At 60.9% G+C, this 19,632-nt stretch carries 24 protein-coding genes; 7 read left to right on the top strand and 17 right to left on the bottom strand.

Annotated features, from left to right (window positions below; genetic code table 11):
* Position 1 precedes the first annotated feature (1 nt).
* From IF204_RS10695 to IF204_RS10680, 4 genes are all read right to left on the bottom strand, one after another.
* Positions 2 to 1,429, bottom strand: coding sequence for a nickel-dependent hydrogenase large subunit (locus IF204_RS10695; RefSeq protein WP_194096866.1), 1,428 nt, complete (start codon positions 1,427 to 1,429; stop codon positions 2 to 4).
* Positions 1,426 to 2,418, bottom strand: a complete 993-nt coding sequence (locus tag IF204_RS10690; RefSeq protein ID WP_194096864.1) for an NADH-quinone oxidoreductase subunit B family protein — start codon at positions 2,416 to 2,418, stop codon at positions 1,426 to 1,428. The genes IF204_RS10695 and IF204_RS10690 overlap by 4 nt, the downstream gene beginning before the upstream one ends.
* Positions 2,415 to 3,737, bottom strand: a complete 1,323-nt coding sequence (locus IF204_RS10685; protein WP_322743279.1) for a sensor histidine kinase — start codon at positions 3,735 to 3,737, stop codon at positions 2,415 to 2,417. Before IF204_RS10685 ends, IF204_RS10690 begins: the two co-directional genes overlap by 4 nt.
* A gap of 145 nt (positions 3,738 to 3,882) precedes the next feature.
* On the bottom strand, positions 3,883 to 4,692 hold the full coding sequence (locus tag IF204_RS10680) for a division plane positioning ATPase MipZ (RefSeq protein WP_167635832.1): 810 nt from the start codon (positions 4,690 to 4,692) through the stop codon (positions 3,883 to 3,885).
* Positions 4,693 to 5,028: 336 nt separating this feature from the next.
* Here IF204_RS10680 and IF204_RS10675 point away from each other — a divergent pair, with 336 nt between their 5' ends.
* Positions 5,029 to 6,387 (top strand): DEAD/DEAH box helicase, encoded by a 1,359-nt coding sequence (locus IF204_RS10675; RefSeq protein WP_194096862.1) that lies wholly within the window; start codon positions 5,029 to 5,031, stop codon positions 6,385 to 6,387.
* A gap of 552 nt (positions 6,388 to 6,939) precedes the next feature.
* Here the strand turns inward: IF204_RS10675 and rpmE are convergent.
* The 12 genes from rpmE to ffh form a co-directional block, all read right to left on the bottom strand.
* The gene (gene rpmE, locus IF204_RS10670) at positions 6,940 to 7,161 is read right to left on the bottom strand and encodes a 50S ribosomal protein L31 (protein ID WP_194096861.1); all 222 of its coding nucleotides are present in this window, start codon (positions 7,159 to 7,161) and stop codon (positions 6,940 to 6,942) included.
* Between the two features lie 12 nt (positions 7,162 to 7,173).
* Positions 7,174 to 7,551 carry a 50S ribosomal protein L19 gene (rplS, locus tag IF204_RS10665; protein WP_167635835.1) on the bottom strand — a complete coding sequence of 126 codons (378 nt, stop codon included), beginning with the start codon at positions 7,549 to 7,551 and terminating at the stop codon, positions 7,174 to 7,176.
* Between the two features lie 261 nt (positions 7,552 to 7,812).
* Positions 7,813 to 8,184 carry a hypothetical protein gene (locus tag IF204_RS10660; RefSeq protein WP_194096860.1) on the bottom strand — a complete coding sequence of 124 codons (372 nt, stop codon included), beginning with the start codon at positions 8,182 to 8,184 and terminating at the stop codon, positions 7,813 to 7,815.
* A gap of 658 nt (positions 8,185 to 8,842) precedes the next feature.
* A complete protein-coding gene (gene trmD / locus IF204_RS10655) occupies positions 8,843 to 9,637 on the bottom strand; it encodes a tRNA (guanosine(37)-N1)-methyltransferase TrmD (RefSeq protein WP_194096859.1) in 795 nt (264 codons plus the stop codon).
* 36 nt (positions 9,638 to 9,673) lie between these two features.
* Positions 9,674 to 10,471, bottom strand: a complete 798-nt coding sequence (locus tag IF204_RS10650; RefSeq protein WP_194096858.1) for a hypothetical protein — start codon at positions 10,469 to 10,471, stop codon at positions 9,674 to 9,676.
* Positions 10,464 to 10,979, bottom strand: coding sequence for a ribosome maturation factor RimM (gene rimM / locus IF204_RS10645; protein WP_167635840.1), 516 nt, complete (start codon positions 10,977 to 10,979; stop codon positions 10,464 to 10,466). The genes IF204_RS10650 and rimM overlap by 8 nt, the downstream gene beginning before the upstream one ends.
* Position 10,980: 1 nt before the next feature.
* Positions 10,981 to 11,610 carry a 5,6-dimethylbenzimidazole synthase gene (gene bluB / locus IF204_RS10640; RefSeq protein ID WP_194096856.1) on the bottom strand — a complete coding sequence of 210 codons (630 nt, stop codon included), beginning with the start codon at positions 11,608 to 11,610 and terminating at the stop codon, positions 10,981 to 10,983.
* Between the two features lie 99 nt (positions 11,611 to 11,709).
* Positions 11,710 to 12,069 carry a 30S ribosomal protein S16 gene (gene rpsP / locus IF204_RS10635; RefSeq protein ID WP_167635842.1) on the bottom strand — a complete coding sequence of 120 codons (360 nt, stop codon included), beginning with the start codon at positions 12,067 to 12,069 and terminating at the stop codon, positions 11,710 to 11,712.
* 41 nt (positions 12,070 to 12,110) lie between these two features.
* Positions 12,111 to 12,410, bottom strand: a complete 300-nt coding sequence (locus IF204_RS10630; RefSeq protein ID WP_167635843.1) for a chorismate mutase — start codon at positions 12,408 to 12,410, stop codon at positions 12,111 to 12,113.
* 9 nt (positions 12,411 to 12,419) lie between these two features.
* Positions 12,420 to 12,986 carry a GNAT family N-acetyltransferase gene (locus IF204_RS10625; protein WP_194096854.1) on the bottom strand — a complete coding sequence of 189 codons (567 nt, stop codon included), beginning with the start codon at positions 12,984 to 12,986 and terminating at the stop codon, positions 12,420 to 12,422.
* The gene (locus IF204_RS10620) at positions 12,983 to 13,498 is read right to left on the bottom strand and encodes a GNAT family N-acetyltransferase (protein ID WP_194096852.1); all 516 of its coding nucleotides are present in this window, start codon (positions 13,496 to 13,498) and stop codon (positions 12,983 to 12,985) included. The genes IF204_RS10625 and IF204_RS10620 overlap by 4 nt, the downstream gene beginning before the upstream one ends.
* Positions 13,499 to 13,501: 3 nt before the next feature.
* Positions 13,502 to 15,016 carry a signal recognition particle protein gene (gene ffh, locus IF204_RS10615; RefSeq protein WP_194096850.1) on the bottom strand — a complete coding sequence of 505 codons (1,515 nt, stop codon included), beginning with the start codon at positions 15,014 to 15,016 and terminating at the stop codon, positions 13,502 to 13,504.
* 272 nt (positions 15,017 to 15,288) lie between these two features.
* Here ffh and IF204_RS10610 point away from each other — a divergent pair, with 272 nt between their 5' ends.
* Together IF204_RS10610 and IF204_RS10605 are read left to right on the top strand one after the other, a co-directional pair.
* A complete protein-coding gene (locus IF204_RS10610; RefSeq protein WP_194096848.1) occupies positions 15,289 to 16,167 on the top strand; it encodes a LysR family transcriptional regulator in 879 nt (292 codons plus the stop codon).
* Positions 16,164 to 17,039, top strand: a complete 876-nt coding sequence (locus tag IF204_RS10605) for a DMT family transporter (RefSeq protein ID WP_194098204.1) — start codon at positions 16,164 to 16,166, stop codon at positions 17,037 to 17,039. The genes IF204_RS10610 and IF204_RS10605 overlap by 4 nt, the downstream gene beginning before the upstream one ends.
* On the opposite strand, the gene IF204_RS10600 is transcribed toward IF204_RS10605, so the two are convergent.
* Entirely contained in the window at positions 17,005 to 17,355 is a 351-nt protein-coding gene (locus IF204_RS10600; protein WP_194096846.1) for an ArsR/SmtB family transcription factor, read from the bottom strand. The two genes, IF204_RS10605 and IF204_RS10600, sit on opposite strands and share 35 nt — an antisense overlap.
* 230 nt (positions 17,356 to 17,585) lie before the next feature.
* On the opposite strand from IF204_RS10600, the gene IF204_RS10595 reads away from it, so the two are divergent.
* The 4 genes from IF204_RS10595 to IF204_RS10580 all read left to right on the top strand — a co-directional run bounded on the left by IF204_RS10595 (position 17,586) and on the right by IF204_RS10580 (position 19,632).
* Positions 17,586 to 17,915, top strand: coding sequence for an AtpZ/AtpI family protein (locus tag IF204_RS10595; protein ID WP_167635849.1), 330 nt, complete (start codon positions 17,586 to 17,588; stop codon positions 17,913 to 17,915).
* Position 17,916: 1 nt separating this feature from the next.
* Positions 17,917 to 18,675, top strand: a complete 759-nt coding sequence (locus tag IF204_RS10590; protein ID WP_167635850.1) for a F0F1 ATP synthase subunit A — start codon at positions 17,917 to 17,919, stop codon at positions 18,673 to 18,675.
* 54 nt (positions 18,676 to 18,729) lie between these two features.
* Positions 18,730 to 18,966 (top strand): F0F1 ATP synthase subunit C, encoded by a 237-nt coding sequence (locus tag IF204_RS10585; RefSeq protein WP_167635851.1) that lies wholly within the window; start codon positions 18,730 to 18,732, stop codon positions 18,964 to 18,966.
* 84 nt (positions 18,967 to 19,050) lie between these two features.
* Positions 19,051 to 19,632, top strand: coding sequence for a F0F1 ATP synthase subunit B' (locus tag IF204_RS10580; RefSeq protein WP_194096844.1), 582 nt, complete (start codon positions 19,051 to 19,053; stop codon positions 19,630 to 19,632).

Raw genomic sequence — 19,632 nt, 5'->3', positions numbered from 1 at the left:
TTCAGTGGACGGTACAGACCATACAGGGGTCAAAACTGCGCACGATATGCTGCACGGCAATCGGGGTTTCCTCGCCGTCCCGCACCGGCGCGCCAACCAAGGCCGCCTCGACGGGACCGGCCACGCCATTACGGTCGCGCGGGCCGAAATTCCACGTGGTCGGGGCGATGATCTGGTAGCCGGTGATCTTGCCGTTCTCGAACCGCGTCCAGTGACCGAGCGCACCTCGGGCGGCCTCGATCATGCCTGCGCCTTCGCCGTTTTTCGGCAAGTCCCGGTGGCCCATGAAACGCTCTTTCGGGTCGATCTGGGCGGCGAGGTCTTCGAGTAGCATCTGCGTGCGGGCAATCTCCAACAGTCGTCCGGCGACCCGCGCCCAAGCGGAGGGGTGGTCAGCCAGCGCGAGCGCCAGCGGATGTCCATCGACGATCTGGCGGGCGAGGGCGCCTGTCTCGATCGTCTGGCCCGCGAGGCGGGGGGCCTTACACCAGCTATATGCGTCGTCGCGCATGTCCTCGTCGGGCATGGTCTGGCCGCCCGTAGGATGGGCGTCGGGGCCGATCATCCATGCGTGAGACAGGTCTTCGGTGATGGAAGCGGTGTCCAGCGGCTTTAGGCCGCCGTCCCAGACGCCCGCCTTGAACGCCCGCTTGCCGGGGAGAGGGTAGGCGCCGAAGGACATGAAACGCCCCGGACCGAAGCCCATGTCATCGAGGCCAACGGCCTGCCCGATGCGGAGGAAGCGGCCTGCATCTCCGGCGGTCCAATTCTGAAGCTGTTCCTTGGTCGAAATCGCTGCGAAATCTTCGACCTTACCGCCCAGAAGCTCGCTCTCAAGATAACGGCGGAAGCTGCGCAGCGTGGTCTGGATGCGCACCTTGTCCGAGGTGCTGGGCGATTTGGTGACGCCAGCGGGCTGGATGGCGAGGGTGTGGGGCCATTTGCCGCCCAAGAGCCCGACGATGTTGAACAATTCGGCGCGGGCGGCGACAGCGGCGCGGGTGGCGGAGCCTTGGGTGGCGGTGAAACGGTTCACGGCCTCGTCGTGCCATGGCTCGCCCGCATAGATCGGACGGGCGAAGTCCGGCATGAAAAAGAGGTTAAAATGCGTGATGTGGTCGTTCATATTCTCGACCGCATGGAGCAGCGCAGCGACCAGCATTCCCTGCGGCGGCATCTCGGCCCCCGCCGCATCGGCGAGCGCGAAGGCTGCGGCGGCGGACTGGCTGATCGAGCAGATGCCGCAAATGCGCGGCGTGATCGTCAGCGCATCGCGGGGGTCTTTGCCGAGCATCATCATCTCGAACCCGCGAAACAGCGGCGAGTTTGTGTAGGCGGCGGCGACCGCGCCGTCTTTCACGTCCAGACGGATTTCGAGGTCGCCTTCGACGCGGTTGAAAGGACCGACCAGCAGGTTGCGATCCGTCATGTCTTGGGCTTTCTCAGGGTCGGCGGGATGGCCACGCGGTCGCTTGTCGCGTTCTTGGCGATGCGGTCGGGCGTGGCGGCTTTGGACAAGGACGCGAGCGCCATGAACCACGCTTTGGGCATGTCGGACGGCAGACCCACGGGAATGCCCGCGATTTTCGGCGTCTCGGTAAAGGTGTGGCGCGGTTCTTCGAATTCGGGCGCGGTGCAGGCGATGCACGGATAGCCGCCACGTGTGCACGACCCCGAACCGTTCCACGGGCGGATGTTGCAGTCGCCGACGGCTTGCGTGCCGATGCAGCCGAGGTGCTCCATCATGCAGCCGATCTCGCTCAGTTCGCGGGCGGAGGCTTTGTATTCGTAAAATTCGTTCTTCGTGCAGCCGTGATGGACGAGGTGGTCGGCAAAGAACCTCGGGCGGGCGTAGCTGTCGAGGTCGGCGGGCGTCAGCGCGTCTCCGGCCAGCATGAGCAGCGTTTCCGTCACCCAGTCGGGGTGCATCGGACAGCCGGAGATGTTGATGACGGGCAGGCCGGTTGGGTCGCGGAAATCGGCACTGAGGATGCCGCCTTCGTGCGTGCCGTCGAATTGCAGGCCGACCGCGTCGGAGGGGTTGCCGCCAGCGGTCGTGACGCCGCCGAAGGCCGCACAGCTTCCCACGGCGATGACATGGCGGGCGAGGGGGGCGAGCGATTGCACCCAGTCCATCATCGAACGGCCCGTGCCCGACAGCATCTGGTAGCGGCCCGTGTCGCGGGGCCCGCGCGCGATGGCGCCTTCGACGCAGAGGATGTCGAGCGGTTGCTTTCCGCTTTCCACAGCGGCGAGCAGGCGGCGGGCCTCGTCTCCCGTCGCTTCGGAAAATGCAGGGTGCCAGAGGAATTCGATGCCAGCGCCGCCTAGCGTGTCGAACAGGTCGGGCTTTTCCGCGCAGAGCAGGGACATGGTGCACCCGCCGCAGCCGGATGCCTGAAGCCAGAGGATATTCATGCGCCGCCTTTCGGGAGCGAGAGCCGGAATGTCGCGCCTTGGTCCGAGGGGATGAGGCGGAGGCTGCCGCCGTGTTCCTCTGCGATTTTGTGGGAAATCGAGAGGCCGAGGCCGGTGCCTTTGCCCACGGGTTTGGTGGTGAAGAAGGGATCGAAGATCGACTGCGCGATCTCTTCGGTGATGCCCGCGCCGTTGTCGGCAACTTCGATAAAGGCCATGTCGCCGTCTTCGCCGATGCGGATCAGGACTTCGGGATTTTCGGCGGGTTCGATGGCGTCCAGCGCGTTCTGGACGAGGTTCATAATGACCTGCTGGATATGCCCGTTTCGACCGCGCGCGATGAGCGAGAGCGGGGCCTCGGTGCGGATAGGGGCTTCTTTCTTGGTGCCGCGCGCGACCCAGTGGGTGGCGACGCGGGTGGTTTCCACCAGATCGAAGTCGGTCATTTCGCCGGTGCCGTCGGAGGACAGGCGACGCAGATCCTCGACAATATCGCGGACGCGTTCGGCACCGTCGCGGGCGCCGTCGATAGCCATGCGCATGTTTGACAGTTCGCGGTCGAGGCGGAGGTCTTTGCGTAGCGCGATCAACTGGTCACGGCTCGCGCCGGCCTGCACCTGTTCGAAATAGGTCACGAAGCGGCCAACGTATTTTTCGAGCGCGTGGGTGTTGGCGTAGACGAAGGAAATCGGGTTGTTCAGTTCGTGCGCGACGCCCGCAAGGAGGCGACCGAGGGACGCCAGCTTTTCGTTGCGGACGAGGTGGCTCTGCGCTTCTTGCAGCGCCTGATGGCTTTCTTCGAGTTCCGAATAGGCGCGGCGCAGCTCGCCCACGGGGCGGCCAATGAGCACTGCGCCGACCGATTTGCCGCGTTCGCCGAGGCGGGGCGCGAGTGACACGTCGAACGGTTCAGCGCCGCCAGCAGTATCGAGTTCGACCTCGAACCTCATCGGGCGACGGGTCGTGATGACTTGGCTGAGCGCTGTGCTGAGGGTGCTGAAGGCTTCCTCGCCCGTGATCGAGGCAAGCGATTGTCCCGTCACCGTCTCCGGATCGCGGCCAAGCTGGGCAGCAAAAGACCCCGCGGCCTGTTCGATCATCCCGTCACGGCTGACGACGATGAGAACGTCCGAAACCGAAGCCATGACCGAGGACATGAAGCCGCGCATCTCATCGAGCTCTGCGTTCCGTTCCTCAAGCTGGCTCTGGTATTCGACCAGTTCGTTGTAAGTCTGGTCCATCGCCTTGAGCACGTCGACCCACGCCTCGTCCGAGACGTTCGCCGCGAGGCTGTCGGTATTTGCGATGGTGTTGGTCACGCGGCTCTCCCCTTGAGGGAGAGATTATCCATTTCGCGCCCCGCGTCAAAGCGCCTCCTGTCACGAAAAACGGCGCTGCCGCATCGGGATGCACCCGTTTTGGCAGCACCGTTTGCAATCGGCTGGTCGGCTGGAAGGCCGATAATCAGAAGTCCGGCGTAACGCCCGGCAGGTCCAGAGCCTTCACCAGATCGCGCAGTTCCTGACGGGCGGCGACGTTGGAGATATTCAGCTGGGTGACGCCGATATCGCGCAGGTCGAGCAGGGTCAGACCGCGCGGGAACAGTTCGCGGAAGATAACGCGTTCATTGAAGCCCGGCGCGGTGCGGAAACCGATGCGGCGGGACAGTTTGTCGAGCGCATTTTCCATCTTCTGTTTGTTGACCATCGCCTGCGCACCCATGCGGTTGCGGACGACGAGCCAGTCGATCGGCTTCAGACCGGCCTGCGCGCGAAGCTGGCGGGCGCTCCACACCATTTCGGAATAGACGGAGGGGCCGGTGATATTCTCGCCGTCGCTGTCGATATGCGCGAGAAGGTCGAAGTCGACGAAGCTGTCGTTGAGCGGGGTGATCAGGGTGTCGGCGAGCGAGTGGGCGACCTGCGACAGGCGGGTGTGCGAGCCGGGGCAGTCGATCAGAACGAATTCGTTCTCGGACTCCATCTTGCTCACGGCGTTAGAGAGGCGCTGGTCGAAAGCGTTCTCGCCGGGCTTGAGGGCTTCCTGATCGACCTCCGGCAGTTCGTAGTAGTTCGGCGTGGCGAGATCGATGCCTTCGCTCGCGCAGAATTCCTTGCGGTTCAGCAGGTAGCGGCCGAGTGATTTCTGACGCAGGTCGAGGTCGATAACGCCGATAGAGTGACCCATGCGGGCCAGCGCGGTTGCAACGTGCATCGACACCGTCGACTTGCCTGCACCGCCTTTTTCGTTCCCGACAACAATAATATGCGCCACGTTCATTCCCCGCGTAGTTTGCTTGGCTCCGGTTATACGATCACGCGGAAGAGAGGAAAAGGTAAAGCGGATAGTGTGCTTAATCTTCATTCACTTGACATTTGTCTGATGAATCCGCATGTGACGCCTATCGGTATCCGTCACCTGTGGCGTGAGCAGCGCGTCGATAAGACAGACGCAAGGGGATACCACAAAAACTTCGGACCCACATTCACGCAGGGGGCCGTGGCGTAACGGCAGTCTGGCATGCGGCCAGATCGCGAGTCTGCGTCACCACCTGTAGGATGGCTTCGGCGTCCTGAGGGAGCCCGTGTGTTGCGGGCAGAAAGATATTCTATGACTTTTGAAGAATTCGGGCTTCAGGCCCGTCTACTGGAAAACCTTGCCGAAAACGGCATCACCACTCCGACCCCGATCCAGGAAAAAGCGATCCCGCTCGCCATGGAAGGCCATGACGTGATGGGTCTGGCGCAAACCGGCACGGGTAAGACCGCTGCGTTCGGTCTGCCGATCCTGCACGCGATGATGAAAGACGGTCGCCGCGTTGAATCCAAAGTGGTGCGGACCCTGATCCTCGCCCCGACCCGCGAACTGGCGAAGCAGATTTTCGAGAACCTGCAAACGTTCTGTGCCGGCACCCACCTGAAAATGGCGTTGGTCACTGGCGGTGCGGGTATCGTTGGCCAGATGCGCAAGCTCGAAAAGGGCGTGTCTGTGCTGGTGGCAACGCCGGGCCGTCTGCTGGACCTGATCGACCGTAATGCACTGCGTCTTGATGCGACCGAGTTCCTCGTCCTTGATGAGGCGGACCAGATGCTCGACCTCGGCTTTATCCACCAGCTGCGCCGCATTGCGACCCTGCTACCGCATGGCCGTCAGACCATGCTGTTCTCGGCCACCATGCCCAAGCAGATGGAAGAGATCGCGTCGAGCTATCTCAACAAGCCGCAGCGCGTGCAGGTGAATCCTCCGGGTCAGACTGCCGACAAGATCGAGCAGTCGATCCACTACGTCGGCAAGGCCGCCAAGTTCGACCTGCTTGTCGAGCTGCTGGACCAGCACCGCGACGACCGCGCGCTCGTATTCGGCCGCACCAAGTGGGGCATGGAAAAGCTCGCACGTTCGCTGGAAGCCAAAGGCTTCGGCGTTGCGGCGATCCACGGCAACAAGAGCCAAGGCCAGCGTGACCGCGCGATTGCCGACTTCAAAGCAGGTAAGACCCGCGTTCTGGTCGCGACCGACGTGGCTGCCCGCGGCATCGATATTCCGGACGTGCGCTACGTCTATAACTACGAACTGCCGAACGTGCCGGACCAGTACGTTCACCGCATCGGCCGTACCGCGCGTGCGGGCAATGACGGCAAGGCCGTAGCGTTCTGCGCACCGGACGAAATGGGCGATCTGCGCGACATCCAGAAGACCATCAAGACCGAGATCCCCGTTGCCTCGGGCCGTCCGTGGGAAAAGGGTGAAGAAAAAGCAGCCGAGCCGCAGCAGCGCAACAAGCGTGGCGGTGGCGGTGGCGGTGGTCAGCGTCGCGGCGCTCCGAAAGCCGGTGGCGCACCAAAGCAAGGCGGCAAACCGCAGCATCGCGGTGGCGGTGCAGGCAAGCCGGCCCAGCGCCGTGCTGGTGGCAACCCGAACGCTGCATCGAAGGGTGGCGCTGCGTCGCCGCGTCGCCGCAAGGCAAACTAAGACCACACTGGCGACAGGTGCCGTAATCGGCACCTGTCATCCGGTTCCCTGACGCGGAACGATTTTCCCGACATGTTGCAACAATCCGCCACCCCTTTTGCGGGTGATCGGCGGAGCTCGGCCATTTCCGCGATCACACCTGCGTTTTTCAAAAGAAAACCTGATCGAATTGCGCTGGCCGCGCGTTAGCTCTCTGCACGACACAGTTACAGCCGCGCAACACCCTGCCACCGATTGATCGGCGCAGGGAACGCACGGCGAAAGTTGCGACCAGTCGACAGGTCGCATGGTGTGGCCCGGTGTATGGCGGAGCGCATGACGCATTTGCCGGGTCACGCCGTCCCCTAGGGAAGAGGGGAGGAGGTCGGGTCAGCGACGGGATGGTTGCTGACCTGGATGGTTCGGTCTCACACACGCCGAACCCAACTGTGGGTGGGCCGGGTGCCTAACCCCGTGGAACGGCATCCGCCCGCCTGCTTTTTGCAGAGCATACCGCACAAAGAAAAACGCCGCCCCGAGGGACGGCGTTTTCTGTTTCCGCTTGGAAAGGGATTAGAAGCCCAGACCTGCGTACTTGTTCTTGAACTTCGAAACACGGCCACCGGTGTCCATCAGGCGCGAGGTGCCGCCGGTCCATGCCGGGTGTACCGAAGGGTCGACGTCGAGCGACATCTGGTCGCCTTCTTTGCCCCAGGTCGAGCGCATCTTTACGATGGTGCCGTCGACCAGTTTAACGTCGATGAAGTGGTATTCGGGGTGAATATCTTTACGCATCTCGAGCTATCCTTACTTCTCAGCCAGCGGCTTGTAGTTGGTGACCTCAGCGATACGAGCCGACTTACCGCGGCGGGTACGGAGGTAGTACAGCTTGCTGCGGCGGACTTTACCGCGACGTACAACTTCGATGCTGTCGATGTTGGTCGAGAACAGCGGGAACACACGCTCCACGCCTTCGCCGAACGAGATTTTGCGAACGGTGAACGAGCCGGCAATGCCTTTGCCGTTCTTGCGGCTGATGCATACGCCTTCGTACATCTGTACGCGGGTACGCGAGCCTTCGGTCACCTTGTAGCCGACGCGAATGGTGTCACCGGCTTTGAAATCGGGAATTTCCTTCCCGAGCGAGGCGATTTGTTCAGCCTCGATCTGTGCGATCAGATTCATCTGATGCTCCTATCTGCTTGTGGTTATTCCACAAAGGTTGCTTGCGCCCTCAGAGCTCTTGGCCTTCAACCGGGTCCGCTGGTTTCCCATTCGGGAGCGCCCGCCAGAGTTCAGTGCGACTTTACTTGGTGCCACCTTGTCCGCCCTTGTCCCCTCGAAGAAAAAGGGATGCGGCAATACAAAACGGGCCTAGCGGAATCACGGATCCCCTAGACAGTCGCGCGTATAGGCCAAAGGGAGGCGGGGGGCAAGGGCCGCCGGTCAGCGGCAGTCCTTTAATATAAAGGTGTCGATCATCTCGAAGTCATCAATCGTCGAGACGGTTTCCATCACCGCGAGGCGCGGCCAGACAGTCCCGTAGGTCACGTCGATGGAATACTCGTATTCCTCGTCATAGACGAGCAGCATATCGCAGGTGTCCGAGCAGTCGAAGAGATAGGGCAGCGTGTCGCCCCAGTTGGTCGGGGCCTCGACAAAGATCGAGTGCGTTTCTTCTTCGAAGGTGTAGATCCGGATGATGGACTCGAGCAGATCCGTGTCCTTGTCCGCAGGGATCGCGCGGCACTCGACCACCTGAGCACTCACCGGAACGGACAGCGCGATCAACGCAAGCGACAGAACGCTTCTCTTCATCTTCGCGGCTCCTTCATCAATGCACCAAACCATTGATAACCACTTTGGCGAGCGGCGCGCGCAAAACTATGCGGACCGCTCACTGGCTATACGAAGAGGGGGCAATTTCAGTTTGGAGTTTCGCAAAAATCAACTGTTGTCGAGGAGTGTTGACCCAAGAATATCAACTAAGGCGAGAGCTTGCGCGAAGCGGGTGGCCTGGCAACAGGAAGCCAAATTCAAATGGGACCACATTAAAACAAAATTTATCTACATCTATGGGTTGTGATTTTTTAGATTGCTTAACTATATGTCCCCTCGTTGTGACTATACATCGGCAACAACTAATCTCGGGGAAGAAGTGTTTAGAAAAATCTGGAAATTTGTCAGCAAAGATCTCTCAAAAAAGCGGATCGATTGCATTACGAAGTTCGCGAGTGTTGTCTCTGCTATAATGTCGTGGATTGCGTTAGTACTCCAGCTCGATCAGGTGTGGTTTGCTGTTGCAGCCTTGTTGTGGACAGCCCTATCATTCATCAATGTTCTAGATGATATAATTGAGCGCCATGGCCGGTTGAGAACTTGGTTTGTCGTTGTTCCGGTAGCAACTTTGCTCCTGTTAGGCACTAGTTGGGTTCTAATCATTATTTGTTCTTGGTTTTGGACCTTTGGGACGTAATTAAGAGCCCCCAAACTTCTCCCACATGTCCGGCCGTCTGTCCTTCGTGATCTCTTCGGCCTGTTCGCGGCGCCATTTTTCGATGTTGCCGTGATGGCCTGACATGAGCACTTCGGGGATGGTGCGACCGCGCCATTCGGCGGGGCGGGTGTATTGGGGGTGTTCGAGGAGGCCGTTGGAGTGGCTTTCTTCCTCGATGCTTTCGGCATTGCCCAACACGCCCGGCAGGAGGCGAATGGTGGCGTCGAGCATGGCTTGGGCAGCAAGTTCTCCGCCGGTCATGACGAAATCGCCGAGCGAGACTTCCTGAATGCGGTAGGCGTCGAGCACGCGCTGGTCGACACCTTCAAAACGGCCGCAGAGCAGGGTGACGCCGTCGTAGGATGCCCACTCGCGCGCCATCGCCTGATCGAACCGTTTGCCGCGAGGCGAGAGGTAGATCAGGGGCATGTTGCCGCGCGCGGTGCTGCCCGCGGTCTGGATCGCCTCGTCGAGCACATCGGCCCGCAGGACCATGCCCGCGCCGCCGCCCGCAGGGGTGTCGTCGACGTTCTTGTGTTTGCCGATGCCGAAGTCGCGCAGGTTGATCGTCCGCAGCGCCCAGAGGTTTTCGCGCAGCGCCTTGCCCGTGAGGCTTTGCCCCAGCATCCCCGGAAACGCATCGGGGAGGAGGGTGATGATCTGCGCGGTCCAGACGCCGTGCCACTCCGGCTGCTCGGTGAGCAGATCGCGGGGTTTCAGCGTGGGCCGCATCACGCGGCGGCCGTTCGATTTGTTGGACGTATCTTCGGTCATGGCTGGCTCATACGGCAAAGCGGGGACGAAGGGAACTCAGGCCGTGCGCCACCCGCCAAGTTGGGTTTCATCGGCGAGGGCATCTTTGGCCGCGATGACCTCCTCGTCGGAGAGGCCGGAGCGGTTGATGGTCAGGAACTCGCGCCAGAGTGCCTCGTTGGGGCCGGTGTTGCCTTTGCCGACGGGGGTAAAGCCGCTCGGGTCGATACCGAACGCGTCCAGCAGTGCACCACCGGGGCCGAGAGCGTGGCACTTCGTGTCCTCCAGCGGAAGCGTCGTGACGACATCGCCCAGTTCGGAGCGAAGCGCGTCGACAATCGGCGCGAAGTCGGCGGCAGGGCTATATGCGGCGGCGAATTCGTCGAAGTCCATCCGCAGCCGGTGGCCTTTGAGGTGATGGCGATAGGCCGAGAACAGCCACGACGACCGCTCGCGGGTGGTGAGCACCACCTTCGTTTCGATCGCACCGAAATGCTCGGCCAGATAGTTGGCGACATAGGAGACGGTGACAGGCGCGGCGGCGTAAGTGTCGACATTCGGCCAGCCAGGAAGGTGGCCGCAGAGCGCCTCGCACGAGACCAGAATATCGCGGCCATCGAAGGGAAGCTGCGACAGCAGAGTGTCGAGCCGCTCGCTAAGGTCCAGCAGCACAAGCGGATTGCCGGTGCGCGAGAAATTATGGACCAGCGAGGTGACGGGTTTGAGATGACGGAGCATGAGAAGCTGGACGTGCGGTTCCAGCTTCTCGCGGTTCACCCAGAGAAAATGCTGGATCGAGCTGGTGCCGGTCTTGTGGAAACCGGGGTGCAGCAGGATCCGTGGCATCTTATTCATCGGGGAACAGGCCCTCCGGCGGGTCGGCGACGATGCGGCCTGCGGCGATGTCCACGGTCGGAACGGCCGCCTGCGTGAAGGGCAGCAGCACGGTCGATTTGTAGCCCGCCTTATGGATTTCCAAGAGGTCGGTCGCGCCGTGGTTCATCACGGTTTTCACGGTGCCGAGGTCGTTGCCGCCGGTATCGAACACCTGAAGGCCGATGAGGTCGGCGTAGTAGTATTCGTCGTCGGCGGGCGGTGGCATCTTGTCACGATCCGCGAAGACCTGCGTGCCTTTAAGCTTGTCCGCGTCCTCTTTTGATACGACGCCATCCATGCGGACGATCAGCGCGTTTTGCGCGACGCCGGTCACGACGATCGTCGGGAAGGTGCGGCCATCCGCAGTATACAGCGGGGTGTAGTCGGCAATCGCGTCGGGCTCTGCGCAGTACGATTTCAGGCGCACTTCGCCGCGGACGCCGAACGCGCCGCCGATGGCTCCGACGACAACTCGATCCTGTGTCATGTTATCTCTCCAGCAGTGCGGGCAGATCCTGCCGTTTTTCCCAACCGAGCCGTTCGAGCTCGGGGCTTTCCTCTTCGGTGAGCGGGTAGCCGATACAGAAGTAACCTATCAAGCGCCAGTGGGAAGGCACATCCAGATCGCGGGTCAGTTGCTCGGGGTCGAGGATCGATACCCAACCGAGGCCAATCCCGTGGGCGCGCAGTAGCAGCCAGAATTGCATGATGGCGGATACGCAGGAATAGGCCTTCATCTCTGGCATGGTGCCAGCGCCGAGGCCCTTGCCCTTGGTCGTGTTGTCTTCGCTGAACACAGCGATCTGCACGGGGGCGTCGTCCATGCCGGACAGTTTCAGACCGGCGTAGATTTTGGCATCGTCGCCCGAATATCCGGCGAGTGCATCGGCGTTGGCGGCGCGGAAATTTTCGCGCGCGGCGATACGGCGGGCGGGATCATTGACGCGCACGACGCGCCACGGCTCGGACAGGCCGACGGAGGGCGCGAGCGAAAAGCTCCGCAGGCAATCATCGATAACATCGGGATCTACAGGGTCGGTGCGGAAGTGGCGAACGTCGCGCCGCATCCGCAGCAGGCGCCAGAGTTCATCGCGAAAGTCAGCGTCAAATCCGGTCATGTGCGGCTCCTTTGCGGTGACCGTAGCGGGAACGGTCGCGGCGAAAAAGCCGAAAAAGAAACTGCCCGGAGGTTTCCCTCCGGGCAGCGGGCGTGAAGATTACTCTTCGCCAGCAGCGGCTTCTTCGGCCTTAGCGGCTTTAGCAGCAGCGCGCTCCTGAGCAGCTTTGCCCGGAACAGCTTTCTTCGGGTTGTTGCGCTCTTTCTTAGCAACAACGCCAGCTGCTTCGAGGAAGCGTGCAACGCGGTCGGTCGGCTGTGCGCCGTGGTCGAGCCAGTACTGAGCGCGCTCGAGGTCGAGCTTTACGCGGTCTTCCGAATCCTTGGCGAGGAGCGGGTTGTAGGTGCCCAGCTTCTCTTTGAAGCGGCCGTCGCGCGGCATGCGCGAGTCAGCAGCAACGATTGCGTAGTGGGGGCGCTTTTTGGAACCACCGCGTGCGAGACGGATTTTGATAGCCATGATGTTTCTCCTGATCGAATGGCAGTGTGACGGCGAGGCCGTCAGGATTGGTGTTGTTTGTGGTGTTGGATCACTTCCTGAATGATGAAATTCAGGAATTTCTTAGCGAACTCGGGGTCTAGATCGGCCTTGTCCGCAAGGTCTGTCAGCCGTGCGATCTGCATTTCTTCGCGTGCAGGGTCGCTTGGCGGAAGGTCGTTTTCAGCCTTCAGCTTGCCCACGGATTGCGTGTGCTTGAAGCGTTCGGCGAGCGTGAAAACCAGAATGGCATCAAGGCGGTCGATGCTTTCACGGTGGCCTTTCAGAAGCTCGGCTGCGCGGGCGACGGCGTCGTCAGTCATGGCGTCCTCTTACTCGGGGATTTCACGGGGGTAGCGGTAGGCGATGCAGCCGCCGAAGTCGGCGCTTTCGTCACGTTCCGCACCCAAACGCTCGGCCAGTTTGATGGCGCGGGCGTTGTCGGGGTGGATGTAGCTGACCAGCGTTTCCCAGCTCAGCGCATTGTAGGCGTTGTTGCGGGCGCTGCGGGCAGCTTCGAGTGCGTAGCCCTGACCTTCGAACTCTTCGAGGAAGAGGAAGCCCAGTTCCGGTTCCGGATCGCCGAACTCGTGGTCGAGCATGACGAAGCCGAGGGTCTTCATGTCGTCGTTGCGCACAACGGTCCAGAGACCAGCGCCGCGCAGCAGCCAACCGGCAACCAGCTGGTTGAAGTCGAGCCATGCATCATCGCGGCTCATCGGGCCGTCGACGTACTGGCCGCGCTCGGTGCAGACGATTTTCGCGTAGTCCTCGAAGTCCGAGATATACGGCGCGCGCAGGGTGACACGTGCCAGCGCAATGCGCGGCAGCGAGCCTGCGATACGGTCGGTCGCAACGGCGGCCTGACCCTGAGGATCTGCTTCCCACGGACGATTCATGACAGGTGCTCCGGTTTTGTGTGACGGTAAACAAGGCAATCTTTACCATCCGGAACGGCCGCATTCGGGTCGCGCTTCGCACCCAGCTTTTCAGCCAGAGCGATCGAACGGTTGTTGTCGGGGCCGATGTAATTCACGATCGTGTCCCACTTCAGCACGGACCAAGTGTGGTCGATGATCGCCTTCGCGGCTTCGGTCGCAATGCCCGTGCCCTCGACGCTCTCGTCCCAGATCATCCAGCCGATTTCTTTTTCCGGCCAGCCAGCCGGATACCACGGGCCGATCATGCCCAGTGCGGTGTCGTCGCCTTTGCGGGTGACGACCCACATGCCGTAGCCGTGGATTTCCCAGTGACCGATTTCAGCCGCGAAACCGCGCCACGCCTGACCTTCCTGCAACGGACCGCCAACGCCGACCGAGCGGTCCGAGGCAAAGAATGCCATCGCCGCGTCAAGGTCGGACGCCTTGGGTTTGCGCAGGATCAAGCGCTGGGTTTCGAGGGTTTCGGTCATCGGTTACTTTTTCTTACCCAGACCGCCGAGGCCGCTCAGACCGCCGGGCAGGCCCATGCCGCCCAGACCGCCCATTCCGCCGGGGATCTGCTGACCCAGAGCTTTTGCAGCCTGCTGCATCGCCTTGGGATCGTTCATGTCGGGCATACCGCCTTCGGGCATACCGTCCTTGCCGAACATCTGTTTGACGGCCTGACGGAGCGCGCCGCCTTTGCCCATCTTGCCCATCTTCTTCATCATCTCGGCCATCTGCTTCTGCTGCTTGAGCAGCTTGTTCAGTTCCGACACTTCCAGACCGGCACCCTTGGCCACGCGCTTTTTGCGGCTAGCCTGCATCAGGTCGGGGTTGGCGCGCTCCTTCTTGGTCATCGAGTTGATGAGAGCGATCTGGCGGCGCAGCATGATGTCGTCGAAGCCGGCTTCTTTGATCTTGCCAGCGTGCTTGGCCATGCCGGGCATCATGCCGACGAGGCTGTCCATGCCGCCCATTTTGATCATCTGTTCGAGCTGCATCTTCAGGTCGTTCATGTTGAAGCGGCCCTTCTGGAAGCGCTTCATCATGCGTTCGGCCTGTTCGACCTCCAGCGTGGCCTGAGCCTTTTCGACGAGGGCAACGATGTCACCCATGCCGAGGATACGGCCAGCGACGCGTTCGGCCTCGAAGGTTTCGATCGCGTCCATCTTTTCGCCGAGACCGACGAAACGGATCGGCTTACCGGTGATCGCGCGCATCGACAGCGCAGCACCGCCGCGTCCGTCACCGTCCATACGGGTGAGGACAACGCCCGAAACGCCGATCTTGTCGTCGAATTCAGTTGCGACGTTCACAGCGTCCTGACCGGTCAGACCGTCGACGACGAGCAGCGTTTCGCGCGGCTTCACAACGTCGCGGACGTCGGCAGCCTGCTGGATCAGCTCTGCGTCAATGTGCAGACGGCCCGCGGTATCGAGCATATAGACGTCATAACCACCGAGCGACGCTTGGGTCTTGGCGCGTTTGGCGATGGCAACGGGATCTTCGCCCTTCACGATCGGCAGGGTATCCACGCCAATCTGGGTGCCGAGGATCGCGAGCTGTTCCATCGCAGCCGGACGGTTGACGTCGAGCGAAGCCATGAGGACGCGCTTGCCTTCGCGCTCTTTCAGGCGCTTGGCGAGCTTCGCGGTCGTGGTGGTCTTACCCGAACCCTGCAAACCGACCATCAGGATCGGAGCGGGCGGGGTGTCGATTTTCAGGGCGCCGGCGTCTTCTTCGCCAGCCAGAACGCGGATCAGTTCGTCGTGGACGATCTTGACGACCTGCTGGCCGGGAGTGATCGACTTGGTGACGGCAGAGCCGGTAGCTTTGGTTTCGACCGACTTGATGAAGTTGCGCACGACGGGGAGCGAAACGTCGGCCTCAAGCAGGGCAACGCGCACTTCGCGCAGGGCAATCTTGACGTCGTCGGCGGACAGGGCGCCTTGCTTGGTCAGACGGTCGAAGACTCCGCCAAGGCGTTCGGATAGATTTTCAAACATGCCGACGGTCCTCCTAGACCAGTTACCAATCGTTGGACGACTACATAGGTGCCGACCGCTCAAACCACAATCGCGCCCACGGGCGCAACGCGCTGGTGGACGGCGATCCCCCCATATAGGGAAGGGACCGGAAGACTCATGCTCCCGGGATAGTTGGCTGGCCGTCTACGCGCGTGCGCACCTAGAGTCAAGGTACACATAGCCTGTTGTGCGGTCTTGCAGTCCTGAGTGTGCCCACTAAAGTAGCTCGCAGACTATTTAAGGTTTTACTCATGCAAAATTGGGATGAAGTGCGCACCGCATATCAGGTGGCGCGTTTAGGAACCGTGAGTGGTGCCGCAGAAGTATTAGGCGTGCACCACGCTACGGTGATCCGGCATATTGATGCCCTCGAAGGACGCCTCGGCGTCAAGCTCTTCCAGCGCCATGCGCGTGGATACACCCCGACCGAAGCAGGCACCGACCTGCTGAACGTCGCAAAGATGACCGATGACCAGTTCCAGCAGCTGCAGGGACGCATCAAAGGACGCGGCGACGCGGTGGATGGCGACCTCACCGTCACCTCGCTGGCCTCGTTCTCGACCATGTTGACGCCGATCCTCGTCGGTTTCCAAGCGCAGCACCCGAAGCTGCGCGTCCGTTATCTGACCGGCGACCGTCTGTTCCGTCTGGAATACGGTGAAGCCCATGTTGCGATCCGTGCGGGCAATCCGCCGGACCAGCCCGACAACGTGGTGCAGCCGTTCCTTGAACAGAAGGTCTGTCTGGTCGCATCGAAGTCCTACATCGAAAGGTTCGGCCGTCCGAAAGACGACGCGGACCTCATTAACCACCACTTCGTCAGCCACGACGATATGGATGGCCGCGCGCCGTTCCACCGTTGGCTGACCGCGAACTTGCCGCACGACCGCATTTCCTACCGCACGATGGATAACCGTTCGATGCGCGACGCGATTGCGGCGGGTGCGGGTCTGGGCTTCCTGCCGAAGTGCGAACTGAGCACCATGCCCGATGTGGAATGCGTTATGGACCCGCGTGATGAATGGTCGAGCCGTCTGTGGCTGGTCACTCACGTCGACCTCCACCGCACGCCCAAGGTCCAAGCTTTCCTCAAGTACCTGAAAGAAGAGTCGCGCAATTGGGAAAACTGAGCCCGTCACTCGCGGGCCACTTGGCAATGCTCACGTTCTCGGCGCTCGTCGCCGGGAGCTTTTCATTGGGCGCCATGGTGGCAAACGATATTGCTCCCATGGCCCTCAACGCGCTCCGCTTCTGGATCGGCGCCGGCATCGTCGGTGGCATGGTCTGGTGGACGGGCACTTTCAAGGCTTCCGACTATAAGGGAACGTGGCGCTACCTGCTGCTCGGCGGGATCTTTGCGTTTTACTTCGTCCTTATGTTCGAGGGCCTGAAGACCGCAGAGCCGGTAAGCGCTTCGGCAGTCTTTACCCTCACCCCCATCATCTCGGCCATCGCGGGTTACATCCTCTTGCGGCAGATGATGACCGCGCGCATCGCACTGGCGCTGGCCATTGGTGGGGCAGGGGCGCTGTGGGTGATTTTCCGCGCTGACTGGGACGCGTTCCTGCGGTTCCAGATCGGAAAGGGCGAGTTCATCTATTTCTGGGGATGCGTGGCTCACGCCATTTATACCCCGCTGGTCCGCAAGCTGAACCGCGGCGAGCCTGCCGTGGTCTTCACTTTTGGCGTCGTCGTGGCGGCGGCTGTCGTGCTGACGTTCTTCGGGGCGAGAGCGATCGGCGCAACCGACTGGGGAAGCCTGCCGCCTCTGGTGTGGGTGACTATATTATATACGTCGATTTTCGCGACGGCGGTGACTGCGGTGCTGTTGCAGTTCGCTTCGCTGCGCCTGCCTGCGGCCAAGGTGATGGCCTACACCTACCTCGCGCCGACGTGGGTGCTGGGATGGGAACTGGCGCTTGGTCAATCCGTGCCGCCTCTGGCGATCATCGGCGGGATCGGTTTGACTATTCTGGCGCTTCTTCTGCTTCTTCGGGACTGACGCCTTCGGACACGAGGAACCGTTCAAAACTGTCGAAGTCCAGCTGGTCGAACTGCCCGAACGACTGCATCCAGACGCTCGCTTCGCGTAGGGCGTCCGGTTCCAGTTTGCACCACTTCACGCGGCCGCGCTTTTCCTGACTGATCAGACCGGCATCGGCGAGCACTGATAGGTGTTTGGAAATCGCAGCGAGCGAGACGTGGAACGGCTCCGCCACATCGGTCACGGCCATATCGTCTTCCAGCAGCATCGAGAGGATCGTGCGGCGGGTCGGATCGGCAAGTGCGGTGAAAATCGTGTCGAGCGAAGCGGCCATGAAAAGTGATTAAGGTGTGCGGTAGATAAAGGTCAACCAATCGGTTGAATATGGATTCAATGCAGTTGCAGCGCCGTCCACGTCGCTTGTGGACAATTTTACCCCAGCGCCGATTTGAAAAAGATAACGAAATCAATGTGATGAAGGGGTGTCGCAGGGTGGCCGTAGCTTATTGACTCGGAGCGCCTAACAACTTAGCAAAGCGCCAACCTTCATGGGGACCCTCGACTGTGACGAACCAGACCGAACAAGACCGTCTGCGCTCGCTGGAAGAGCGGATCAATAAGGCCAAGGCGGAAGCCCCGACCGAGAACCACATGAAGAAAGACTACTCCCAAGCGCAACACGCGTGGCGGATGGTCACCGAATTAGTTGCCGGTCTTCTGATCGGTTTCGTCATCGGGTTCGGGTTGGACTATGCCCTCGGCACGTCCCCCATATTCCTGGTGATCTTTATTTTCTTTGGCTTTGCCGCCGGTATGAAAACCGTGATCGGCTCGGCCAAAGAGTTGCAGATGAAAATGCTGGATCAGCAGTCCGGCAAAAATGGGGAAAAGTGACATGGCGACCGACGTGCACGGTGAAGAAGCTGGCGGCCTGGTTTTCCACCCGCTCGATCAGTTCGAAGTAAAATCGCTGTTCAGCGATGGTCCGGTAAACTTCATCTCGATCACGAACTCGACGCTGTGGATGGCAATCGCCGTTCTGTGCGTGGTTCTGCTGTTCGTCATGGGTACCCGCAAGCGCGCGATCATCCCGACCCGCACGCAGTCGATCGCAGAACTGTTCTACGGCTTCATCTACAAGATGGTCGAAGACGTAACCGGCCATGACGGTGTGAAGTACTTCCCCTACATCTTCACCGTCTTCCTGTTCATCTTCTTCGCGAACTTCCTCGGTCTGCTGCCGCTGTCGTACACCCCGACCGCACAGATCGCAGTGACCGCAGTTCTGGGCTTCGGCGTTTTCATCGCCGTCACCATCATCGGTTTCGTCAAGAACGGCGCGAGCTTCCTCGGCCTGTTCTGGATGTCGGACGCCCCGCTGGTGCTGCGCCCTGTCATCGCGATCATCGAAGTGATTTCGTACTTTGTCCGTCCCGTCAGCCACTCCATTCGTCTTGCAGGTAACCTGACCGCAGGTCACGCAATGATCAAAGTGTTCGCTGGCTTCGCAGCTATTGCCGCCGTTGCTCCGGTTTCGGTTGTCGCTATCGCTGCTGTCTACGGACTGGAAGTTCTCGTAGCCGGTATCCAGGCATACGTGTTCACCATTCTGACCTGCATCTATCTGAAAGATGCCCTGCACCCGGCTCACTAAGTCGGCCAACGGTCTGAATATCTATCAAGCCAATTCCATCGTAAGGAGAAAATCATGGAAGGCAATATCGCACAACTCGGTCAGTTCATCGGTGCCGGCCTCGGCGCAATCGGTTCGGGCCTTGCTGCTATCGGCGTTGGTAACGTCGCTGCTAACTACCTGGGCGGCGCTCTGCGCAACCCGTCGGCTGCTGCTTCGCAGACCGCAACTCTCTTCATCGGCCTCGCATTCGCAGAAGCTCTGGGCATCTTCTCGTTCCTGGTTGCTCTGCTGCTGATGTTCGCAGTCTAATCTACTGACGCATCCTTACGGTCGGGGCGCGCGGGCACGCCCGCGCCCCCGATGACACAAAAGGGTCCGACGGAGAAAGACGAGATGGCAGACACTAATACCGAAGTCGCTCACACTGCTACCGATGTCGCTACCGCGCACGGTGCAGATATGGCGCACGGGGCCGAGGCCGGCGGCGCATCCATGCCGCAGCTGGACCCTTCGACCTATTCCAACCAGATTTTCTGGCTTCTGGTCACGCTCGTCGTGATCTACTTCGTGCTGTCCCGTATCGCCCTGCCGCGCATCGCCGCGGTTCTGGCTGAACGGTCCGGTACGATCACTAACGATATCGCCGCTGCCGAAGAGCTTAAACTCAAAGCTACCGAGGCCGAGGCTGCTTATAACAAGGCTCTGGCTGATGCCCGCGCCGAAGCTGCCCGTATCGTCGCTGATACCAAGGCTCAGATCCAATCGGATCTTGATGTCGAGATTGCGAAGGCTGATGAAATCATTGCCGCCAAGACCGCCGAAGGCGCGAAGGCCATTGACGAAATCCGCGCCAACGCCGTCGCCAGCGTCGAAGAGGTGGCTAAGGATACCGCCGGTGCGATCGTCGCTGCGCTGGGTGGCACTGCCGACCAGGCTGTCATCGACGCAGAAGTCGCAGAGCAGATGAAAGGCTGA

Origin of the sequence: Marivivens aquimaris (genome assembly GCF_015220045.1) — a bacterium.
GTDB lineage: Bacteria > Pseudomonadota > Alphaproteobacteria > Rhodobacterales > Rhodobacteraceae > Marivivens > Marivivens aquimaris.
Note: the sequence above shows the minus strand (reverse complement) of the source record. Positions and strands in the feature narration are given on the sequence as shown.